We start from the raw sequence: 18,683 nt of genomic DNA, 5'->3' as shown, positions 1-18,683 counted from the left end.
TGGCCAAGGGGGCGCGACCGGGCTGGACAGCTCATGTTGTTGCCGGGACACTGGACGATTCCCGGGGGAAACGCGGTTCTTTCCTACGCGAGGATCGCGCACTCGGCAGCCGGTACCGGGCACGACCCAGGGGGAGACCGAATGTCCGTCACCAAGGGGAACGACGACGCGGCCGGACCGGTTCACGTTGGCGCGCAACCGGATCTGGCCAGGGTCGGCGGCAGCTGCCCGGACACCGTCACGGCGATTGCCGACGAACTGTTCGAACTGCTCGCGGACGCCGATCCGATCAACGCAACATTGTTGGGCTTGCCGGGGCGAGATCATCTGCTCGCTGATATCGGCGAAGCTGGTCAGCTGGCCCTCCGGGATCAGCTGACGGCACTGCTCGCCCGTGTGGACGCATTGGACGGCGGGGCCCCGGGCGGGACCGGACAGGACGCGTTGACCGCCGCCGTGGTGCGGCACGAGGCGGAAGCCGCGATCGGACGGGTGGATGCTCGCCTTGTCGAGTACACGATCACCGATCTGTTCTTCGCGCCGGCCGCGGAGCTGCTGGCGATGTTGCCCATGGTCGGCGTCGACACTCCGGACCGGGCGCGGGCGTACGTGGCGCGTCTTGCGGCCGTGCCGACATTGCTGGACCAGGCGGCGCAGCGGCATCTAGCCGGGGTGGCGGCGGGCCGGCTGCCGGTGGCCCGGCTGGTCGCGCGTGCGGTCCGGCAGCTGGATGAATACCTCGCCACAGCGGTGCCGGATCCCTTGGCCCGGTTAGCCGACCCGGAACAGGACGAGGTACTGGCGACGCTGGTGCGGCCCGCGTTCGCACGCTACCGCCAGGTGCTGGCCGAGCAGGTGGCTCCACTAGCCCGGCCGGACGAGCGGCCCGGGCTGTGCTGGCTGCCCGACGGCGAGGCGGCGTACCGGCAACTGGTGCGCGCACACACCACGACCGATCGCACGCCGGAAGAACTGCACGAGACCGGTTTCGCGCTGATGGCCGAGATGGAACGCGAGTACGCGGATCTGGGCGGCCGGGTGTTCGGCTCGCCGGACTTCCGGGCCACGCTGGCGCGGTTGCGGAACGACACCGGGTTGCGGTGGAACAACGAGGACGAGCTGCTGGCTGCGGCACGGTCGGCCATCGCGCGCGCCGAGGCGGCCGCGCCGCGCTGGTTCTCCCGCTTGCCGGACTCAAGTTGCGTGGTATCGGCGGTGCCGGAAGCCTCGGCGGCATCCGCTCCCGCGGCGTACTACGTGCCGCCCGCGCTGGACGGCAGCCGACCCGGCACGTACTTCGCGAACACCAGCAGGGTGCGCGAGCGAGACAGGTTCGGGCTCGAGGCGATCGCGTTCCACGAAGGCGTGCCGGGCCACCACCTCCAACTCGCGCTGGCACAGGAGTTGACGCACCTGCCCATGCTGCGCAGGACCGGCACGCTGACCGCGTATGCCGAAGGCTGGGGGCTGTACGCGGAACGGCTGGCCGACGAGATGGGGTTGTACTCCGACGACCTGGCGCGATTGGGGATGCTGTCGGCGGACTCGCGGCGCGCGGCACGGTTGGTGGTGGACACCGGACTTCACGCGCTGGGCTGGAGCCGGGATCGGGCGGTGGCCTATCTGCTGGAGAACACCGCCCGGCCGCGGGTGGAGATCGACACGGATGTGGACCGGTTCATCGCCTGGCCCGGTCAATCGCTCGCCTACCTGGTGGGACGACTGGAGTTCCAGCGTGCGCGAACTCAGGCGCAGCAGGCACTCGGGGCTCGGTTCGATGTGCGCGCGTTCCACGAGTTGGTGCTGGGCAACGGGGCGCTGCCGCTGTCGGCACTGGCCGCGGTCGTGGCGCGCTGGGCGGCAGAATTGGCACACTGACAATTCCGCGCCTCCGCGGGCACGCCATCCGGCCGAACGCCGGTTCGGCTTCCCGGCCGATTAGCCGCCGCGCTCGATTCAGACAATAAGAATTACTCTCGCAATACATGGCACGCAGCGGAAAAACGTTGCCTGCCGTGCATGAACAGATCCGCCGCCGCACGGACGGCGCCGGGTCGGCTACGCTGGAAATCGCGGTTCGCAGCGATCATAATCACTTGAACTAATGCGGCATGTCCGCACAGTTCGCGAATTATTTTTCTCTTGACGAATAGCGCGGGCCTGGTAGGGTTCATGCCACTGCGATCCTGGGCATCGCGGGGCGTCCCGGTCACTGGACGCGAGCGTCCCGGTCACCGGACGCGAACTGGGGGCAGAATGGGGGGCCACGGAGATCGGCACGGCATGTCAGAACAACTCTGGCAGTGACCGTCAGCGTGCGCCAAAACAGCCGGAAACAAGATGGATTTCGCATTCATCGAATGCGTTTCAGGCCTTTCACAACGCGCGCACAATGACTGCAGATCTTCCGGGGCATCGAATTCTTCCCCGTGAGTTCGCAATGGGAGGTGAGTCACGATGACCGTTACCATCAAGCGGGTCCGCAAGCCCGAGATCAGCAAGGTGAGCGGCGCCGTCCTCTGCGGCTGACCGCAGATCGGTGCAGTGCGAAGGTGAGGCGCGGTGTGCCATGGCCCGCGCCTCATCCACCGCGCCGCGGCGACTGGCCGCACGAACGCGGGCAAGGTGGCCGCCAGTTGTGGTCGCAGCGGAACTGGAAGAACCGGACCAGGCACGGAGAGAACACCATGACCTCGACGCAGGATCTCAACTACAAGCCCCGGCTGCGGCACTGCACCTTCTTCGTGCCGAATAGCGGCGGCAACGACAATGGCAACCTGGACGGCATTCTGATGATCGTCGGCGACCAGCACTTCGAGTTGTCGCACGAGGGTGCCGAGTTGAAGACGTTCCTCGACTTCAAGCGTTACCTCGATGGCCGGCACACCGTCGAGGAGATCAGCAAGATCACCGGAATCAGCATCGAGGACACGCTCGCGATCGTCAACAACTTCGCCGAGCAGGGTCTCATGCGCGAAGCCGACACCGCGTTGGAGCGCATTCCCACCGAGACGTTCCTCAAGCAGATCGACAAGTCCTGCGCGATGTGGACCGAACAGATCGGCTACCACCGGCTGTGGTCGGGCCTGGAGAACCAGAACTTCCGCAAGGAGGTCTTTCTCGGCCTGATCCTGGAGACCTACCACTACATCAAATCCGCCAGCCGGCACATCTCCACGGCCATCGCGCACTGCTCCGACCCGGCCTGGGAGAAGCTGCTGTCGGAGTATCTCGCCGAGGAGTACGACCACTCGTGGATGGCCAGGGACAGCCTGATCAACATGGGCTTGTCCAAGGAAGAGGTGGAGAATGCCCACCCCCTGATCGGCACCTGGTCATGGACCAACAACCTGTGCGAGATCGCCCGCGAGGACACCCTCGGCTACCTTGCCTGCACGAAACTGTTCGAGGCGCGCGGCATCGAGACCCTCGACGGTGCCAACACGCTGCAGCGCCTCGCCGTGGACTACGGCTTTCCCGAAGGTTGCCTGGCGCCCCTGGTGTCGCACGTCGCCGAGGACGTCAAGGCCAATCACACCGGCCTGTTGGAAGAGGCGCTCGCCGACCGTGACCACGTGCCGGCCTGGCAAGCGCACCGCGCGGTGAACAACCTGCACGATCTCAAGCATTCGTTCGACCAGTACAACTACGGGATCATCCAGTACTACTCGGATGTTTCGAACTACATCCCGCGCCTGAAAGTCGACTACTTCAGCCTCTGACGCGAACGACGGAGAACGCCGTGGACAGCACCAAGACCGGTCGGCTCGACGTCGCAGCGCTGCGCGCCGACTTCCCGATCCTCAAGCGCACCGTGCGCGACAACAAGAAGCTGGTGTACCTGGACTCCGGGGCCACCTCGCAGAAGCCGGTCCAGGTTTTGGAGGCCGAGCGGAGCTTCCTGGAGCAGCACAACGCGGCGGTGCACCGGGGCGCGCACCACCTCTCCGAGGAGGCCACCGCGGTCTACGAGGACGCGCGCTTGCGGGTGGCCGCGTTCGTCGGCGCGGATCACGGCGAGGTGGTGTTCACCAAGAACGCCACCGAAGGCGTGAACCTCATCGCCTACGCCATGAACAACGCGCTGCACGTCGGTCAGGAGGCGACGCGATTCCGGCTCGGCCCCGGCGACGAAATCGTGGTCACCGAGATGGAGCACCACGCGAACCTCGTGCCGTGGCAGGAACTCTGCCGGCGCACCGGGGCGAGCCTGCGGTGGTTCGGGTTCACCGACGAAGGCAGGCTCGACCTGTCCGATATCGACGAGCTCGTCACCGAGCGGACCAAGGTGGTCGCGTTCACCCACCGCTCCAACGTGCTGGGCACAGTCAATCCCGTCACGGTCATCGCCGCGAAGGCCCGTGCGGCGGGCGCGCTGACCGTGTTGGACTGCTGCCAGTCGGTGCCGCACGGGGTGGCTGGCGTCGGCGCGGTCGATGTGCCCGCGCTGGGCGTGGACTTCGCGGTGTTCACCGGTCACAAGATGCTCGGCCCCACCGGCGTCGGCGCGGTCTACGGCCGGCGGGAGCTGCTGGAGGAATTGCCGCCGTTCCTCACCGGCGGGTCGATGATCAAGACCGTGGAAATGGACCGCTCCACCTATGTGGCCCCGCCGCAGCGGTTCGAGGCCGGCGTGCCGATGGTGTCGCAGGTGATCGGACTGGCCGCGGCGGTGGACTATCTCAGCGCGGCCGGCATGACCGAGGTCGCGGAGCACGAGCAGGAACTCACCCAACTCGCCCTGGACGGACTGGGCGAGCTGCCCGGCGTGCGCGTGCTGGGCCCCACCGAGGTGGACAACCGCGGCGGTGCGGTGTCGTTCGTCGTGGAGGGCATCCACCCGCACGACGTGGGCCAGGTGCTGGACAACCGCGGTGTCGCGGTGCGGGTCGGCCATCATTGCGCGGTGCCGCTGCACCGCAGGCTGGGCGTCCAGGCCAGCGTCCGGGCCACGTTCTACCTCTACAACGAGGCCGACGAAGTGCGCGCGCTGGTGGACGGGGTTCGGGCGGCACAGAAGTTCTTCGGCACGGCGTAGGCGCCGCGCGGCGGCGAAAGCAAGACAAGGCAAGGGTTCCGGGGCGAGGAGAACGACTGATGGCGCTGGATAGGAAACAAGTGGCGGCCGCGCTGTGCGCCATCTACTCGGACCTGCTCGCCGTCGAGGCCGGTCCCGACGACGACTTCTTCGAACTGGGCGGGTATTCGCTGCTGATCGTGAATGTGGTGGCCGAGGCCAAGCAGCAGGGGATCACGCTCGTCCCGGACCACGTGTTCGAGCACAAGACGCCGGCCTCCATCGCGGAGGCCCTTTTGCCCGACGGAGAATCCGGCGTCCGGCCGCGTGCGGGCGACGCCCCGGACTTCGCCACGGTGTGGTCCGCCGGGCTCAGCCCGATGCGTGCCCGTCCGCACTCCCCGCTCGTCACCCTCGCCGAGGGCACCGGCACGCCGGTGTTCGTCTTCCACTGGGGAGCGGGAAACGTGCGGTTCGTGGCCGAGGTAGTGGACCGGTTCCGGGGCGAACGCCCGGTCTATGGCCTCGAATCGGTGGGCCTGTGGAACCGGGAGCGACCGCCGCTGTCCGTCGTCGAGATGGCGATCCGGTACCTCGAGGAGATCCGCCGGGTGCAGCCGCACGGCCCCTACCTGCTGGTGGGGCCGTGCGCGGGCGGGCGGATCGCATATGAGGTGGCCCGCCAACTCGAGCGGGCCGGTGATTCGGTGGGGCTGCTGGCCGTGCTCAATGTGCTGCCCCCCGGCGTCAGCGACATGGACGCTGGGTGGGGCCCCAGCGAGCTTTACGACTTCCGGCTCGCCTCGCTGCGCAGCCAGTTCGACATCCCGGACCTGACCACGGACCCGGCCCGGGTGCTGGCCGCCATGCTGGCCACCGCCAAGATCGACGAGGGCGTCGCCGCCGAGGACCTGCACTGGCGGCAGGCCGTGTGGGCGGCGGTCAACTTCGCGCTGGACCGCTACGAACCCCGCCCCTACGGCGGCGAGGTGCTGGTGTTCCAGCTGACCGAGAACGCCGGGAACCCGGACGCCGACTGGGGCGCTGTGGCCGCCGGCACCGAGGTGCACACGTTCGAGTCGGCCGACACCCTGTCGCTGCTGCGCGACCCGGCCGTCACCGACGTGCTGCGCAAGAAACTGGCCGAGGTTCCCGCCTGACCATGGATACCTCCACCACCGACCAGGGCGCCGCCGGGCGCGGCCGGGTCCGCTCATGGGTGGCCGAGATGGTGCCCGCCCCCGGCCTGCCGCGCCGGTTCGCCGTGCTGGCGACGGTGCAGGCGCTGGGGATCGGCCTGTTCCTCACCTCCAGTGCGATCTTCTTCGTGCGCACCATCGGTCTCACCGCCGGCCAGGTGGGCATCGGACTGTCGGTGGCTGGTCTGATCGGACTGCTGTTCACCGTGCCGATCGGCAGGCTCGCCGACCGGATCGGTCCGCGCCGCCCGCTGTTCGCGGTGTACCTGCTGTTGGGCCTCCTGTTCGCCGCCTACTGCTTCGTGCGGAACTTCGCCGAGTTCGTGGTGGTGGCGAGCCTGATCTCGGTGTGTGAGACCTCCTGCAACCCGTTGCGGCTGGCGATGGCTCGCGCCTCGCTCGGTCAGCAGGAGCGGGTGCGGGTCGGCGCGCAGATGCGCGGCCTGTTCAACGTCAGCTTCTCGCTGGGCGCGGTGCTCGCCGGCGTCGCGCTCGCGGTCGGCACCCGGCTGGCGTTCGTCGTGGTTATCCTCGGCACCGCTGTGCTCCAGCTGGTGTGCGCACTGGTCACTGCCCGGTTGCGGACGCCTCCGCACGTGCGGGTGCGGCACGAACCGGGGGCGCGGAGCCGGAGCGGACTGCGGAACGTGCGGTTCGTGGCCATCGCCCTGCTGTGCGGCACGCTGGAGCTGTACCAGCCGATCCTGGTGGTGGCGTTGCCGCTGTGGATCGTCGGCCGCACCGGCGCACCGGCCGGGGTGAACTCCGTCCTGCTGGTACTGGACACGGTCGCGGTGTTCGCGTTGCAGGTGGCGATGAGCAAGGGCTCGGAGACCATCCCGGGCGCGGCTCGGATGCTGCGGCGGTCCGGGTGGTTCCTGGCTGGCTGTTGCGTGCTGTTCGCGCTGTCCCAAGGCCTTTCCGCCGCGGTGGCGGTGCCGCTGCTGGTGGTGGGCACGCTGGTCCTGGTGCTTGGCGAGAACAGCCAGGCGGCCGGTGCCACCGGCCTGGTGCTGCACCTGCCGCCGCCGGGCCGGCAGGGCGAGTACCAGGGCGTGTTCGCGCTCGGCCGGGGCTTCCAGCAGACCGTGGGGCCGGCGCTGGTGACCGCGCTCGCGGTGGGACTGGGCTGGGCGGGCTGGCTGGTGCTGGGCGGGGTGCTGCTGGCGGCCGGGTTCGCGGTGCCGCCGCTGGCGCGCAGCGCAGCCCGGCACACGACGCCCGACGAGAGCTGAGCCGATGACCGGCACGATCGCCGCGGTCGGCCTGCACGAGGTGGTGCGCGAGCACGCCGCCCGCACGCCGGACCGCGTCGCCCTGGTCTATCCCGGTGGTGCGCTCGGTTACGCCGAGCTGGTCGCCGCCGCCGAGCCCCGCGCCGCGCAGCTCGCCGCGGCAGGTGTGCGGCCCGGTCACCGCGTGCCCGTCCAGTTGCCGCGCGGTCGGGAACTGGTGGTGACGGTGCTCGCGGTGCTGCGGCTGGGCGCGGCCTACGCCCTGCTGGACCCGGTGTGGCCGACGGCCCGGGTGCGGCAGGTGCTCGAGGACCTGGACCCGCCGCTGTTGTTGGCCGCGGACACCGCGCTGCCCGCCCCCGGCGCGACGCCGGACCCGGTGCCGGTGTCCGGCAACGACCCCGCGTGCGTGTTCTTCACCTCCGGCACCACCGGCCGCCCCAAGGGCGTGCTCACCCCACACCGTGCGCTGCTGCGTCTGTTCGGAACCAGTCCGGTCGCCGGGTTTGGCGCGGAAACCGTGATGCCGCAAGCGGCCCCCACGCCGTGGGACGCGTTCGCGCTGGAGCTGTGGGCCCCGCTGCTGGGCGGCGGCACATCGGTGGTGGTGACCGAGCCGTACCTGTCGGCGCAGGCGCTGCGGGACGGCGTCGCCCGCCACGGGGTGAACACCGTGTGGCTGACCGCGAGCCTGTTCGCGATGCTGGTGGACGAGGATTCCCGCGCGTTCGCCGGGCTGCGTCAAGTCCTGGTCGGCGGGGAACGGCTTTCCGTGCCGCACGTCAGCCGTTTCCTGGCAGCTCACCCGGACATCGCGCTGGTCAACGGCTACGGCCCGGTGGAGAGCACCGTGTTCGCCACGACCCACCGCATCATCCCGGCCGACTGCGACCGGCCGCTCGGCATCCCGATCGGCCGCGCCGTGCCCGGCACCGGACTGCATGTGCTTTCCGGCGGCCAGCCCTGCGGGGTGGACGAACCGGGCGAGCTGCACCTGTCCGGCGACGGCCTGGCCCTGCGCTACCTGGGCGACCCGGAACTTTCCGCGCACGCCTTCCCCGAACTGCCCGGCGTCGGGCGGGTGTACCGGACCGGCGATCTGGTGTCCCGCGATGCCGACGGGTTGCTGCATTACCACGGCCGCGCCGACCGTCAGCTGAAGGTCCGGGGCCACCGGGTCGAACCGGCCGAGGTGGAACGCCAGGTGGAACGGCTGCTCGGGGTGCCGCGCTGCGTGGTATTGGCGCGCCGTGACCCGGCAGGCGCGGCGACCGGGCTGCTGGCGTTCTGCACCGGCGACGTACCGTCGGACGCGATGGCGCGACTGCGCGGCGAACTGGTCGGGCACCATGTGCCGGACCAGGTCACCGCGGTGGATGTATTCCCGTTGACGCCCAACGGAAAGCTCAACGAAACCGCCCTGCTGTCCACTGTGGACAAATCGGTGCCCGTCGGGCTGTCGAACCGGGACGCCGACCCCCTCGTCCGCCGGGTCGCGGCCGTGTTCGCCGACGTGCTCGACGTCCCCGCCGCGCCCTCCGACGTGCCGTTCGCCGCGCTCGGCGGCACCTCGCTGGACGCGGGCCGGGTGTGCGCCCGGCTGGCGGCCGACCTGGGCCGCCCGGTGCCGGTGTCCCGGCTGATCGCGCACCCCACCGCCCGCGGGCTGGCCGGCTGGCTGGCCGTGGGCGTCGCCGGTGACGTGGCAACCGACGCGCCGGACGGGGACGTGCCGCTGAGCCCGATGCAGGCCACTTTCCTGACCACGCAACTGCTGCGGCCCGACGAGCGTGCCGGCCACTGCCTTGCCGTCTGGCTGGTGGACGGCCGCCTCGACCCGTCCGCGCTGGAACGCGCCATCGGCCACGTCCACCTCCGGCACGAACCGCTGCGCGCCGCCTATCTCGCCGGACGCACCCCGGTGGCACGCCCGCTGGATTCGCCGCCGCCGTCGCCGGTCATGCTGTCGGCAGGCGATCTCGACGCCGCCGTCGCCGCCCTGCGCGCGGAGTTGTCGGCACCGCTGGACCTGACGGGCGGCCAGATATGGCGGACCGCCCTGGTCCGGCTCGGCGACGGCAGGTGCCTGTTCGGGTACGTCGTGCACCACATCGCCTTCGACGGCTGGTCCGAATCCGTGCTGGCCGCCGACCTCACGGCCGGATACCGGAGCGAAACCGCACCACGCGTACCCGGCTTGGCCCGCGCCTGGACCGCCCGGCAGAACCGCCTCGCGCACGCCGACCTCGCCGCACAACGCGATCATCTGCGAACCGAATTCACCGGCCTGCCGCCGCTGCGGTACCCAGACGCCCCTGACGCGCGAGCCGGTGCCGCCCCCGCCCGGCACACGACGGCCGTGCCAGCCCTCGCCGTGCAGACGCTGGACGCGGTGGCCACCCGCACCGGGGTCACCCGCTTCACTGTCCTGTTCAGCCGCTATGCCCGCGCTCTCGCCGAGATCACCGGCCAACGCGACTTCGGCATCGGCGTGCCAGTAGCGCAGCGCGCAGATCCGGAATTGCGAAACGCTGTCGGTTGCCACGTGGACACGGTGTGCGTGCGGCTGCGGGATGCAGCACTCACCGGCGACCCGGCCGTGCTCGGGCCGCTCGTCACCGCCGCGTTCGCCGCCCAGGACATCAGTTTCGGCGACCTGGTGCGACTGGTGAATCCGCCGCGCTCGACGAGGCCCGCGCTGGTGCAGAACCTATTCGCGCTTCAGGACAACGCCGTCCCCGTGCTCGACCTGCCCGGTGCGTCGGCCCGCTTCCTGCGCCAGCCTTATCTGGGCCTGCCCAGCGAAATGCTCACCGAGGTGTGGCCCGCAGCGGGCGGCAGACTGCGGGTCGTGGTGCACCACCGTCCCGACCGGGTCGCCGCCGAGACCGCGGCCGCGGTGTCCGCCCGCTTCACCGATCTGCTGACCGCGTACCCGGAGCACGCCTGATGAGCACGCGACGCCACCACCTCGACCTTGGGGGCCACCCTTGACCAGTACCGCGTCCCAGGCCATCAGCACCTCGCTGGCCGCCGCACGCTCCTTGCCCGAGTTGTTCCGGCTGGTAGCCGCTCAGTGCCCGGACCGTCCGGCCGTGCTCGATCAGGATCGCGAGTTGACCTATCGCCAACTGGACGCCGCCTCCGACCGGCTGGCCGAGCGGCTGCGCGCGGCCGGGGTACGGCGCGGCGACCGGGTCGGGCTGCTGCTGGAACGGTGCGCGGATTTGCCGGTCGGGGTGATCGGCGTGCTCAAGGCCGGGGCGGCCTATGTGCCGCTGGACCCTGCCTACCCGGCCGAACGCCTGCGGTACCTGGTGGCGGATGCGGGCCTTGCCACCGTGGTCGGAAACCCCTACCAGGCCACCGGATGCGGGCTCGACGGAGTGCGCGTGGTGGCACCTGCCGCCGACGGGGACAGTGCCGGTGCGGTGTCCGCCGACACCCCGGACGGCGCCGACCCCGCGTATGTCATCTACACCTCGGGGTCCACCGGCCGGCCGAAAGGCTGCGTGGTCGGACACCGCCAGGTATTGGCCCTGTTGCGGGCCGCGCTGCCCTTGTTCGAAGTGTCCACTTCGGACCGATGGGCGCTCTTCGCTTCGTTCAGCTTCGACGTGTCGGTGTGGGAACTGTGGGCTTGCCTGGCGACCGGAGCCACCGCCGTCGTCGTGCCCCAGCAGGTGGCCCGGAATCCAGCGGAACTGGTCACGGAATTGGCGGCGCGGCGCGTCACCGTGCTCGGCCAGGTGCCGTCGGTGTTCCGGTCGGTGGCGCTCGCACACGCCGCGGCGGAGCGGCCACCGCTGGCCCTGCGCTATCTGGTGTTCGCCGGGGAGAGCGTCGAACTGGACGTGATCGCGCGGTTCCTGGACGGCTGGCCCGGCACGCCGCCGCGGGTGGTGAACATGTACGGGCCGACCGAAACCACGGTGTACGCCACGCACAAACTGCTCACCGAGGCCGATCTGGCCGGCCCGGTGCGGTCCCCGATCGGCCGCATGCTCCCCCACCTCAGCGCGGTCGTACGCGACGAGCACGGCACGGTGCCCAACGGCCGGACCGGCGAGCTGTGGATCGCGGGAGACGGAGTCGCGGAAGGCTACCTCGACCGCCCAGAGCTGACCGCCGAGCGGTTCGTGCACGTGGACGGCGTGCGGTATTACCGGACCGGCGACCTGGTTCGCGTCCTGCCGGACGAATCGATGGAATACCTCGGCCGGGACGACCTGCAAGTGAAGCTGCGCGGATTCCGGATCGAACTGGGCGAGGTGGAAGCCGTGCTGCGCGGACACGATCTGGTGCGCGAGGCGGCGGTCACAGTGATCACCACTCCGGCCGGAGCGCAGTTCCTGGTGGCCTGCGTCGTACTGGCCGGCGACGCCCCGGACAAGCCGGCCGGAGCGCTGCGCGAGTACGCGGCCGGGCGCCTGCCGCGGTACATGGTGCCCGACCGCTACCAGGTGGTGGACACGTTGCCGCTGACCGGTTCCGGCAAACTCGACCGTGCCGCGCTGACCGGGCTGGCCGCGCCCCGCCGGGTCAGCGGAAGAACTTCTTGACCTTCTCCAGCCCGTCGGCGAGCGCGTCGATCTCCTCTCGGGTGGTGTAGAGGTAGAACGACGCCCGGGTCGAGGAGGCGACGCCGAACCGGTCGTGCACGGGCTTCGCGCAGTGATGTCCGGCGCGGACCGCGATGCCCAGCGAATCGAGCACCTGGCTGACGTCGTGCGGGTGCACACCCTCGAGGGTGAAGCTGAGCGCGCCGCTGCGGTCCACCGGATCGGTCGGGCCGAGGACGCGAAGCCCGGAAACGTCGGCGAGCCGGTCGAGCGCGTAGGCGGTGATCGCCCGCTCGTGCGCGGCGATGCGGTCCATGCCCAGCCCGGAAAGGTAGTCCGCCGCGACGCCGAGTCCGATGGCCTGGGCGATCGGCGGGGTGCCGGCCTCGAAGCGATGCGGCGGCGCGGCGTAGGTCGAGCCATGCATCCGCACGGTTTCGATCATCTCGCCGCCGCCGAGGAACGGGGGCAGTTGCGCCAGCAGGTCTTTGCGCCCCCACAACACGCCGATTCCGGTGGGGCCGCACATCTTGTGCCCGGTGAACGCGACGAGGTCCGCGCCAAGAGCGGCCATGTCCACCGGGAATTGGGGCACCGCTTGCGAAGCGTCCACTACCACCAAGGCTCCGACCTCGTGCGCCTTGCGGGCGATCTCCGCGACCGGGTTGACCGTGCCCAGCACATTGGACACCCACACCAGCGACACCACGGTGGTCCGTTCGGTGATCAGCTCGTCGATGTTCGACAGGTCGAGCCTGCCCTCGTCGGTCACCCCGAACCAGCGCAGCGTCGCGCCGGACCGCTCGCACGCCAATTGCCAGGGCACGATGTTGGAGTGGTGCTCCATCTCGGTGATGACCACCTCGCCGCCGGGTCGCAGGCCCAGCGGAGGCTCGGCCCAGACCAGGACATTGGCGGCGAGGTTCAACGCCGCCGACGAGTTCGAGGTGAACACGACCTCGTCGCGGTCCGGCGCGCCGATGAACGCCGCGATCCGGTCCCGGGCCGCCTCGAACGCCTCGGTGGACTCCGTTCCCAGCTGGTGCACCGACCTGGCGACGTTGGCGTTGTGCAATTCGTAATGGCGCGCCATCGCCTCGATCACCTGACGGGGTTTCTGGGAACTGTTCGCCGAGTCGAGATAGATCAGCGGCTGGTCCCCGGCCATCCGCCGGTCCAGAATCGGGAAATCGGCGCGCACCGCGGCGATGTCCAGGGGCGTGTGGATCGATCCGCCGCTCATCGCGCCCATCTCCGCCTGATCTGTGTCTTCGGCCATTCTAGAAGAATAGGACCAGGCCGTGTCCAAGTCACCAGCGGGGGGCAAATCCGCACAGGTGCGGCCAATCGGCGTAACGTGCAGGTGAGTCGCTTTTTGACGCGCGCATGGTGAATTTACAACGGGTTCAAGTTAGCTGACTCGAGCAGGACAGAACCACTTCGCGGAACCGGTTTTTTCCGCATTCTCCACGGAGGGACAAAGTCCACGAGCCGACCGCCGGAGCGGCACTGCCACGAGGTGTCACGATCTTTCCCCGCCCGCCACCGGGCTGTATTCACCGTCGCGAACCGCTCCGCATGAACGGACATTTCGGCAATACGCACAGCGACAGCGAGCGCACCTGCCTCACCGACTTCGGGCAGCGACGACTGGCCCTGAGACTGACCTGGATCGTGACGCGGGCTGCCGGAACGCGTCGGCATGCTTGCAGCACCAGCAGCGCAATGCGTGTTCGAGACCGTGGACACCCCCGGACAGTGGCACGATTCCACCGGCCCTGCGATGCCGCTCCGCGCGGGCATCGCAGGAATGCATGCTCATTCCGACGTTCTGACTCACAGGACACCCAAGCGGAGCCGCGTTCGAATTTACGTTATCGAATCGTTCGCCAAATTGCAACCATTCGACATCCGCAGGTGGACGGCGTTATCCCTTCGAGGGCATGACCCGCCTTCGAGCAAGGAACCCCTTGGACGCCAAAAGATGAAATCCTCTTCGAACACTCCGACATAGCGCCGCATAGTTCGCGCCTCACCTACCCGAGCAAGGCCGCGCCGATTAGTACACTACGACGTATCACGTCTCCCCTCTCGTGCGGCGGTGGTTGATCGGCAGGCCGTGGTTCCGTCGAGGTTCACCCACTGGTGCCGCGTCCTCGGCCGTAGCCAGCAGCATGGGGACCGGTCCCAGAACAGCAGCTAACCTTGTCAGCTTGCCTAGCGCCCTGCTGCCACCTCGCGAAGTTCGTCGTCGTGGCGTATCTGATCCGCTTCTCGGTCGCCAGCCCAAACTCGGCCGCGGACGTCCGCGGCGTCCGAACATCGGCGCGGAGCCGGCAATCCAGTTCAGCACCAGCGACATCCTGCCGACGCGCGGATGAGGTGACCGGTGCCGTAGGTGACGGCGCCCGCGAGCGCGCCGAGCAGGGAACTGGTGCAGCCCGCCACGCAGCAGTGGCGCGACGATACCGATCCATTCGGTGGCGTTGTGCAGCCCCACGCCGATCGCCGGCGGCGCTGCGAGGCTGGGTTCGCCGTTTGCGGCGGAGTTGTTGATCGCGGGGCCATCGGCGAAGTTTGCGCAACCCGATGCCCCGACCACGATCGTCGGCACCAGCCGCCCGGTCGGTCCGCGCGCAGTATCCCCCGAATGTTCTGTCGAGTTGCGGCTGGTCCGTTCGCCATCCTCTTGTCAACGCACTCGCGCGGTGAATGTGGAGGTCACGTGCAATCCAGCTGCTACTACAACCTCGGCCCCCGGGGCGATTGCCGCCGACGAGGCACGTTCGCCGTCGGCCGGCCGTTGCCAGCATTGCGACATGCCCACCGACGACTGCGTCGAGCCGTCCAGCAACTTCTAAAGAGATCGCGCAGTACGGCGCACCATCCCATCCCTCAGCACAAGTCTGGCCAACCTGGCCGTCTTGGCCCGTTGCGCCGCCACATTCACGTCGAGCGGATCAATCTCCACGCTGATGTCCAGCGTCCCAGGCCTCGTGGGTACGGCTTCGCCGCGGAGACGGCATGAGCCACCCACCGCGGCACGCAACTCGACCGCGTCCAAGAACTCGTCCCGCTCCGATGTAAGAAGGCCGGCGGCATCCGCGATCAGCAGCGCCCTTTCTCGCGCTCGCGTGCAGTTCCGCCGACGTGCGATGAGGAGCGAATCGTAGATGTCAATGATCTCTCGATCCGGCAGACCGCCAGCAGCAAGCCGGTCGTTCATCGTGCGCCTGATCGGCTCGACGTAACGCCACAATCGTCGAATACTCGAGCTCTCCAGCGATCGCGGCGATCCCGAGCGCCTGGTCGACTTCCGCGGCCGGGTGCAGCTTGGTCAGGGTGACGGCTTCGGCCATCTTCGGGCGGATCCGGCGGGCGCCGCTGGCCGCAGCATAGGTCAGCCAGGCCGCCGCTCCGCTGCCCAAGGCCAGGAACGCCGCCTCCTCCGCCGGATGGCCGTGCCGCTCAGGGACCAAGTGGCGCATCCCCCGCAACTTCCTGCACCCCTATCATCGCGACAACCGCCGCCGCGCTTAACCCCAAGCACCCGTATTTCGCAGTCTCCGCCGGCCGTCACCCATTCACCGGCTCGCGCAGTCACTCAGCGCTATTGCGACGGCGATATAACTTCTGGACCCGACCAGACCGCCAATCTTTCGGCGCAATCGCTCCGCAGCCCCGTATAGCTCGCTTCGACTTGCCGGACCAGAGCGGTGGTGTCGCTTTGCTAGCCCGATGCTGTCGCAGTGCACAACACAACGTCGACCCTGGATTCAAGGGCCGCGGCCACTTCTCAGCTCTGCAGCTGGCTCTACAAACAATGAGTGGAGCCTGAGACCGACTGGGTTCGACCTCCTACACCGTCGCCTCCTGCTCAGCATCTGACCGTCCTGCCTACACGATCATGAACTTCGGGCCGGCTCCAGCATTCAACTGGCCACAGGTATCCAGCCGAGTCGAGGTACCAGAAGCCGCCCCAACAGCCGTATCTTCGATACTCGACGGTTCAGAAGCACAGCTCAGCGCTACCTCGAAACATTGGGGGAGATACGTCGTGGACGCAGGGGAGAACAGGCCAGGAAACGTCGCGAATACAGCGAAGGGTGACGCGGGCCAGGTCGTCCAAGTCGGCCAGGTCTCCGGCTGCGTTCATCTTCATGGCGCCGCCCGGCCGGACAGCCCTCCACCGCCCCGGCAACTGCCACGGCAAGTCACCCATTTCACTGGCCGCGACGCAGAACTGAGCACGCTCGACGCCTTGCTCGACAAAGATTCCTCGCAAGGTTCCTCGACGGTCGTGATCTCCGCGATCGCCGGCGCACCGGGGATCGGCAAGACCTCGCTGGCGGTGCACTGGGCGCACCGCGTACAGGGCCGATTTCCCGACGGACAGCTGTATGTCAACCTCCGCGGCTACGACTCCGGCCCGCCGCTGACCGCCGTACACGTGCTCGACTCATTCCTGCGTGCGCTGGGCACACCACCAGAACGGATTCCCCGAAGCGCCGACGCCAAAGAAGGTTTGTTCAAATCACTGCTGGCAGGCCGCCGGATGCTCGTGCTGCTGGACAACGCCGCGGCGTCCGACCAGATCCGGCCGCTGCTGCCGAACGAGCCAGGCTGTCTCGTGCTCGTGACCAGCCGCAGCCGCTTGTCCGGGCTTGCCGCCCGCGACGGCGCGCACCGCATCAACCTCGATCTGCTCGCCCCAACCGAAGCGAATGTCCTGCTGGAGCAGGTCATCGGGCCCAGCCGAGCCCGACGTGAAACACAGGCAACCGCTGAACTCGCCCGCCGCTGCGCCTATCTGCCCCTAGCCCTGCGGATTGCCGCGGAACATGTCGTAGACCGCCCGCACCGCACTGTTGCCGACCTCGTAGACGACCTGGCCCTCGAACGTCACCGTCTGGACGTCCTCTCTTCCGACGATGAGGATACTGCCGTGCGCACCGTATTTTCCTGGTCCTACCGCGAGCTTCCTGCCGACACAGCACGCATGTTCCGCCTGCTGGGCCTACAGCCCGGACCCAGCATCGGCCTCGACGCCGCAGCCGCGCTCGCCGGAACCAGCGGTACCGAGACACGGAGGCGGCTCGACACCCTGACCGCAGCGCACCTGCTCACCGAGACCGAACGGGATCGTTACCAGTTCCACGACCTCCTGCGGGTCTACGCGGCCGAGCGCGCCGCGGCCGACGAGCCGGGCGACTCCCGAGACGCCGCGACGCAACAGTTGTTCGAGTGGTACCTCCATACCGCGCACGCCGCACTGTTCACCTATTACCCGCAGCACCCGGAAATTCCGGTCACCCCGCGCACGCCGAATTGCAGATCGTTGGGATTCACCGAACGTGACCACGCCCGCAGCTGGTTCGCCGCCGAGTTCGCCAACCTGATGGCCCTGATCCGCCACGCACCCGTTGTAGGACAGCACATTGTCGGTTGGCAACTGCCTAACGCTGTCGACGGATATGAAGAACGTCCTGACGCAGATCGGATCGAGATGCACCAGCTCGGACTCGCCGCCGCCCAGCACCTAGGCGACAAGCTCGGTGAACGATGGGCCTACGGCCACCTCGGTGAAGCACTCAACGGCGCCCGTCGATTCGACGAGGCCATCACCTGCCATCAGCAAGCGTTGCAGATTGCAGCACTGATCGGCGACAAATTCGGAGAAGGTGCCGCTCTAGGCGCACTCGCCAGAACCTTCAACGACCTTGGCCGCTTCACAGAAGCGGCGGACCACAGCAAGCAAGCTCTGACCAGATACCGGGCCATAAGCCACCAGCGCAACGAAGGACTCATGCTGATCGAACTCGGGCGTGCCCGTCATGGAATGGGGCAACTCGACCAAGCTATCACTTGCTTCAAACAAGGATTGGATATTGTCAGCTCCATTGGCGCGATAGAACTAAAGGCCATCGGCCTGCGTTTTCTGGCGAAAGCCTACCATCAGCGAGGGCACAGCGACGACGCAATAAGCCACCTTAATCAGGCCGCCGCTCTCCTCCGAAACCATCACACGGACCGCGCTAACGCAGAGGTTCTGAACGATCTCGGGACGATCTTCCACGACGTCAACTTGCCGGACAGAGCACAGGAAACGTGGCGCGAAGCCCACATCGTCCTAGCGGATCTCGATCCCCACCTGGCAGCCCAGATCCGCAGGCAGCTCGAGCTTCTCGACTCGTCAAGCTCTGATGAACGCGACGCTCGTGCCGATCGAAATGACTTCGCCTAGGGCGCAAGGCTTCAACGGCGGCCCTGAAATATCCTTGGCAACAGCCCGCCCAGCACAACCACACTCCACGCTGGGCATTCGGAGACTTCTTTCGCCGGGAGAAAATGGACCCGAGAAGCATCTACGTCCGATAGAGCCCATGAACGATGTCCTCCCCAGCAAGCGACTTGCGACTCTACGATGTCGTGATGACTTTCCGCTGGAACGACGTGCAGACTTGGGTTGCCGCGCTCGGCGGCTCTGGGGCAGCCGCCGCCGCGTTACGGCAACTGGCGTTGCAACGCAAACAGCTTGCTAACCAGCAAAGGCCGTCTCGGCCGAGACCGAGCGAAACCGCAAACGCGACGAACTCGTGGAGCGCCATCTCCGCGAGTTCGACCAGCGAGCACAAATATGGGAGCGAAGGCAGGCAGAAAAGATCATCGC

10 protein-coding genes are annotated in these 18,683 nt (G+C 68.2%); 8 read left to right on the top strand and 2 right to left on the bottom strand.

The annotated features are described in order from the left end of the window. Positions 1–141 precede the first annotated feature (141 nt). The 7 genes from ACWGIC_RS13550 to ACWGIC_RS13520 all read left to right on the top strand — a co-directional run bounded on the left by ACWGIC_RS13550 (position 142) and on the right by ACWGIC_RS13520 (position 12,013). Positions 142–1,878, top strand: coding sequence for a DUF885 domain-containing protein (locus ACWGIC_RS13550; RefSeq protein ID WP_452076206.1), 1,737 nt, complete (start codon positions 142–144; stop codon positions 1,876–1,878). Positions 1,879–2,564: 686 nt separating this feature from the next. Beyond that, positions 2,565–3,722, top strand: a complete 1,158-nt coding sequence (locus ACWGIC_RS13545; protein ID WP_452076205.1) for a thiaminase II/PqqC family protein — start codon at positions 2,565–2,567, stop codon at positions 3,720–3,722. A gap of 20 nt (positions 3,723–3,742) precedes the next feature. Continuing rightward, the gene (locus ACWGIC_RS13540) at positions 3,743–5,038 is read left to right on the top strand and encodes a SufS family cysteine desulfurase (RefSeq protein WP_452076204.1); all 1,296 of its coding nucleotides are present in this window, start codon (positions 3,743–3,745) and stop codon (positions 5,036–5,038) included. Positions 5,039–5,097: 59 nt separating this feature from the next. After that, on the top strand, positions 5,098–6,177 hold the full coding sequence (locus ACWGIC_RS13535) for a thioesterase domain-containing protein (protein WP_452076203.1): 1,080 nt from the start codon (positions 5,098–5,100) through the stop codon (positions 6,175–6,177). Positions 6,178–6,179: 2 nt separating this feature from the next. Continuing rightward, the gene (locus tag ACWGIC_RS13530; RefSeq protein WP_452076202.1) at positions 6,180–7,451 is read left to right on the top strand and encodes an MFS transporter; all 1,272 of its coding nucleotides are present in this window, start codon (positions 6,180–6,182) and stop codon (positions 7,449–7,451) included. 4 nt (positions 7,452–7,455) lie between these two features. Continuing rightward, positions 7,456–10,401, top strand: coding sequence for an AMP-binding protein (locus ACWGIC_RS13525; RefSeq protein ID WP_452076201.1), 2,946 nt, complete (start codon positions 7,456–7,458; stop codon positions 10,399–10,401). A 40-nt stretch (positions 10,402–10,441) separates the two neighbouring features. Then, positions 10,442–12,013 carry an amino acid adenylation domain-containing protein gene (locus ACWGIC_RS13520; protein WP_452076200.1) on the top strand — a complete coding sequence of 524 codons (1,572 nt, stop codon included), beginning with the start codon at positions 10,442–10,444 and terminating at the stop codon, positions 12,011–12,013. Here ACWGIC_RS13520 and ACWGIC_RS13515 read toward each other — a convergent pair. Together ACWGIC_RS13515 and ACWGIC_RS13510 are read right to left on the bottom strand one after the other, a co-directional pair. Beyond that, entirely contained in the window at positions 11,994–13,292 is a 1,299-nt protein-coding gene (locus ACWGIC_RS13515; protein WP_452076199.1) for a cysteine desulfurase, read from the bottom strand. The genes ACWGIC_RS13520 and ACWGIC_RS13515 overlap by 20 nt on opposite strands. Positions 13,293–15,189: 1,897 nt before the next feature. Next, positions 15,190–15,501 carry a hypothetical protein gene (locus ACWGIC_RS13510; RefSeq protein ID WP_452076198.1) on the bottom strand — a complete coding sequence of 104 codons (312 nt, stop codon included), beginning with the start codon at positions 15,499–15,501 and terminating at the stop codon, positions 15,190–15,192. A gap of 569 nt (positions 15,502–16,070) precedes the next feature. Between ACWGIC_RS13510 and ACWGIC_RS13505 the strand changes: the two genes are divergently transcribed. Continuing rightward, a complete protein-coding gene (locus ACWGIC_RS13505) occupies positions 16,071–18,257 on the top strand; it encodes an ATP-binding protein (RefSeq protein WP_452076197.1) in 2,187 nt (728 codons plus the stop codon). The last annotated feature ends 426 nt before the right edge of the window (positions 18,258–18,683 follow it).

It is taken from the genome of Amycolatopsis sp. NPDC054798 (genome assembly GCF_053611505.1).
Note: the sequence above shows the minus strand (reverse complement) of the source record. Positions and strands in the feature narration are given on the sequence as shown.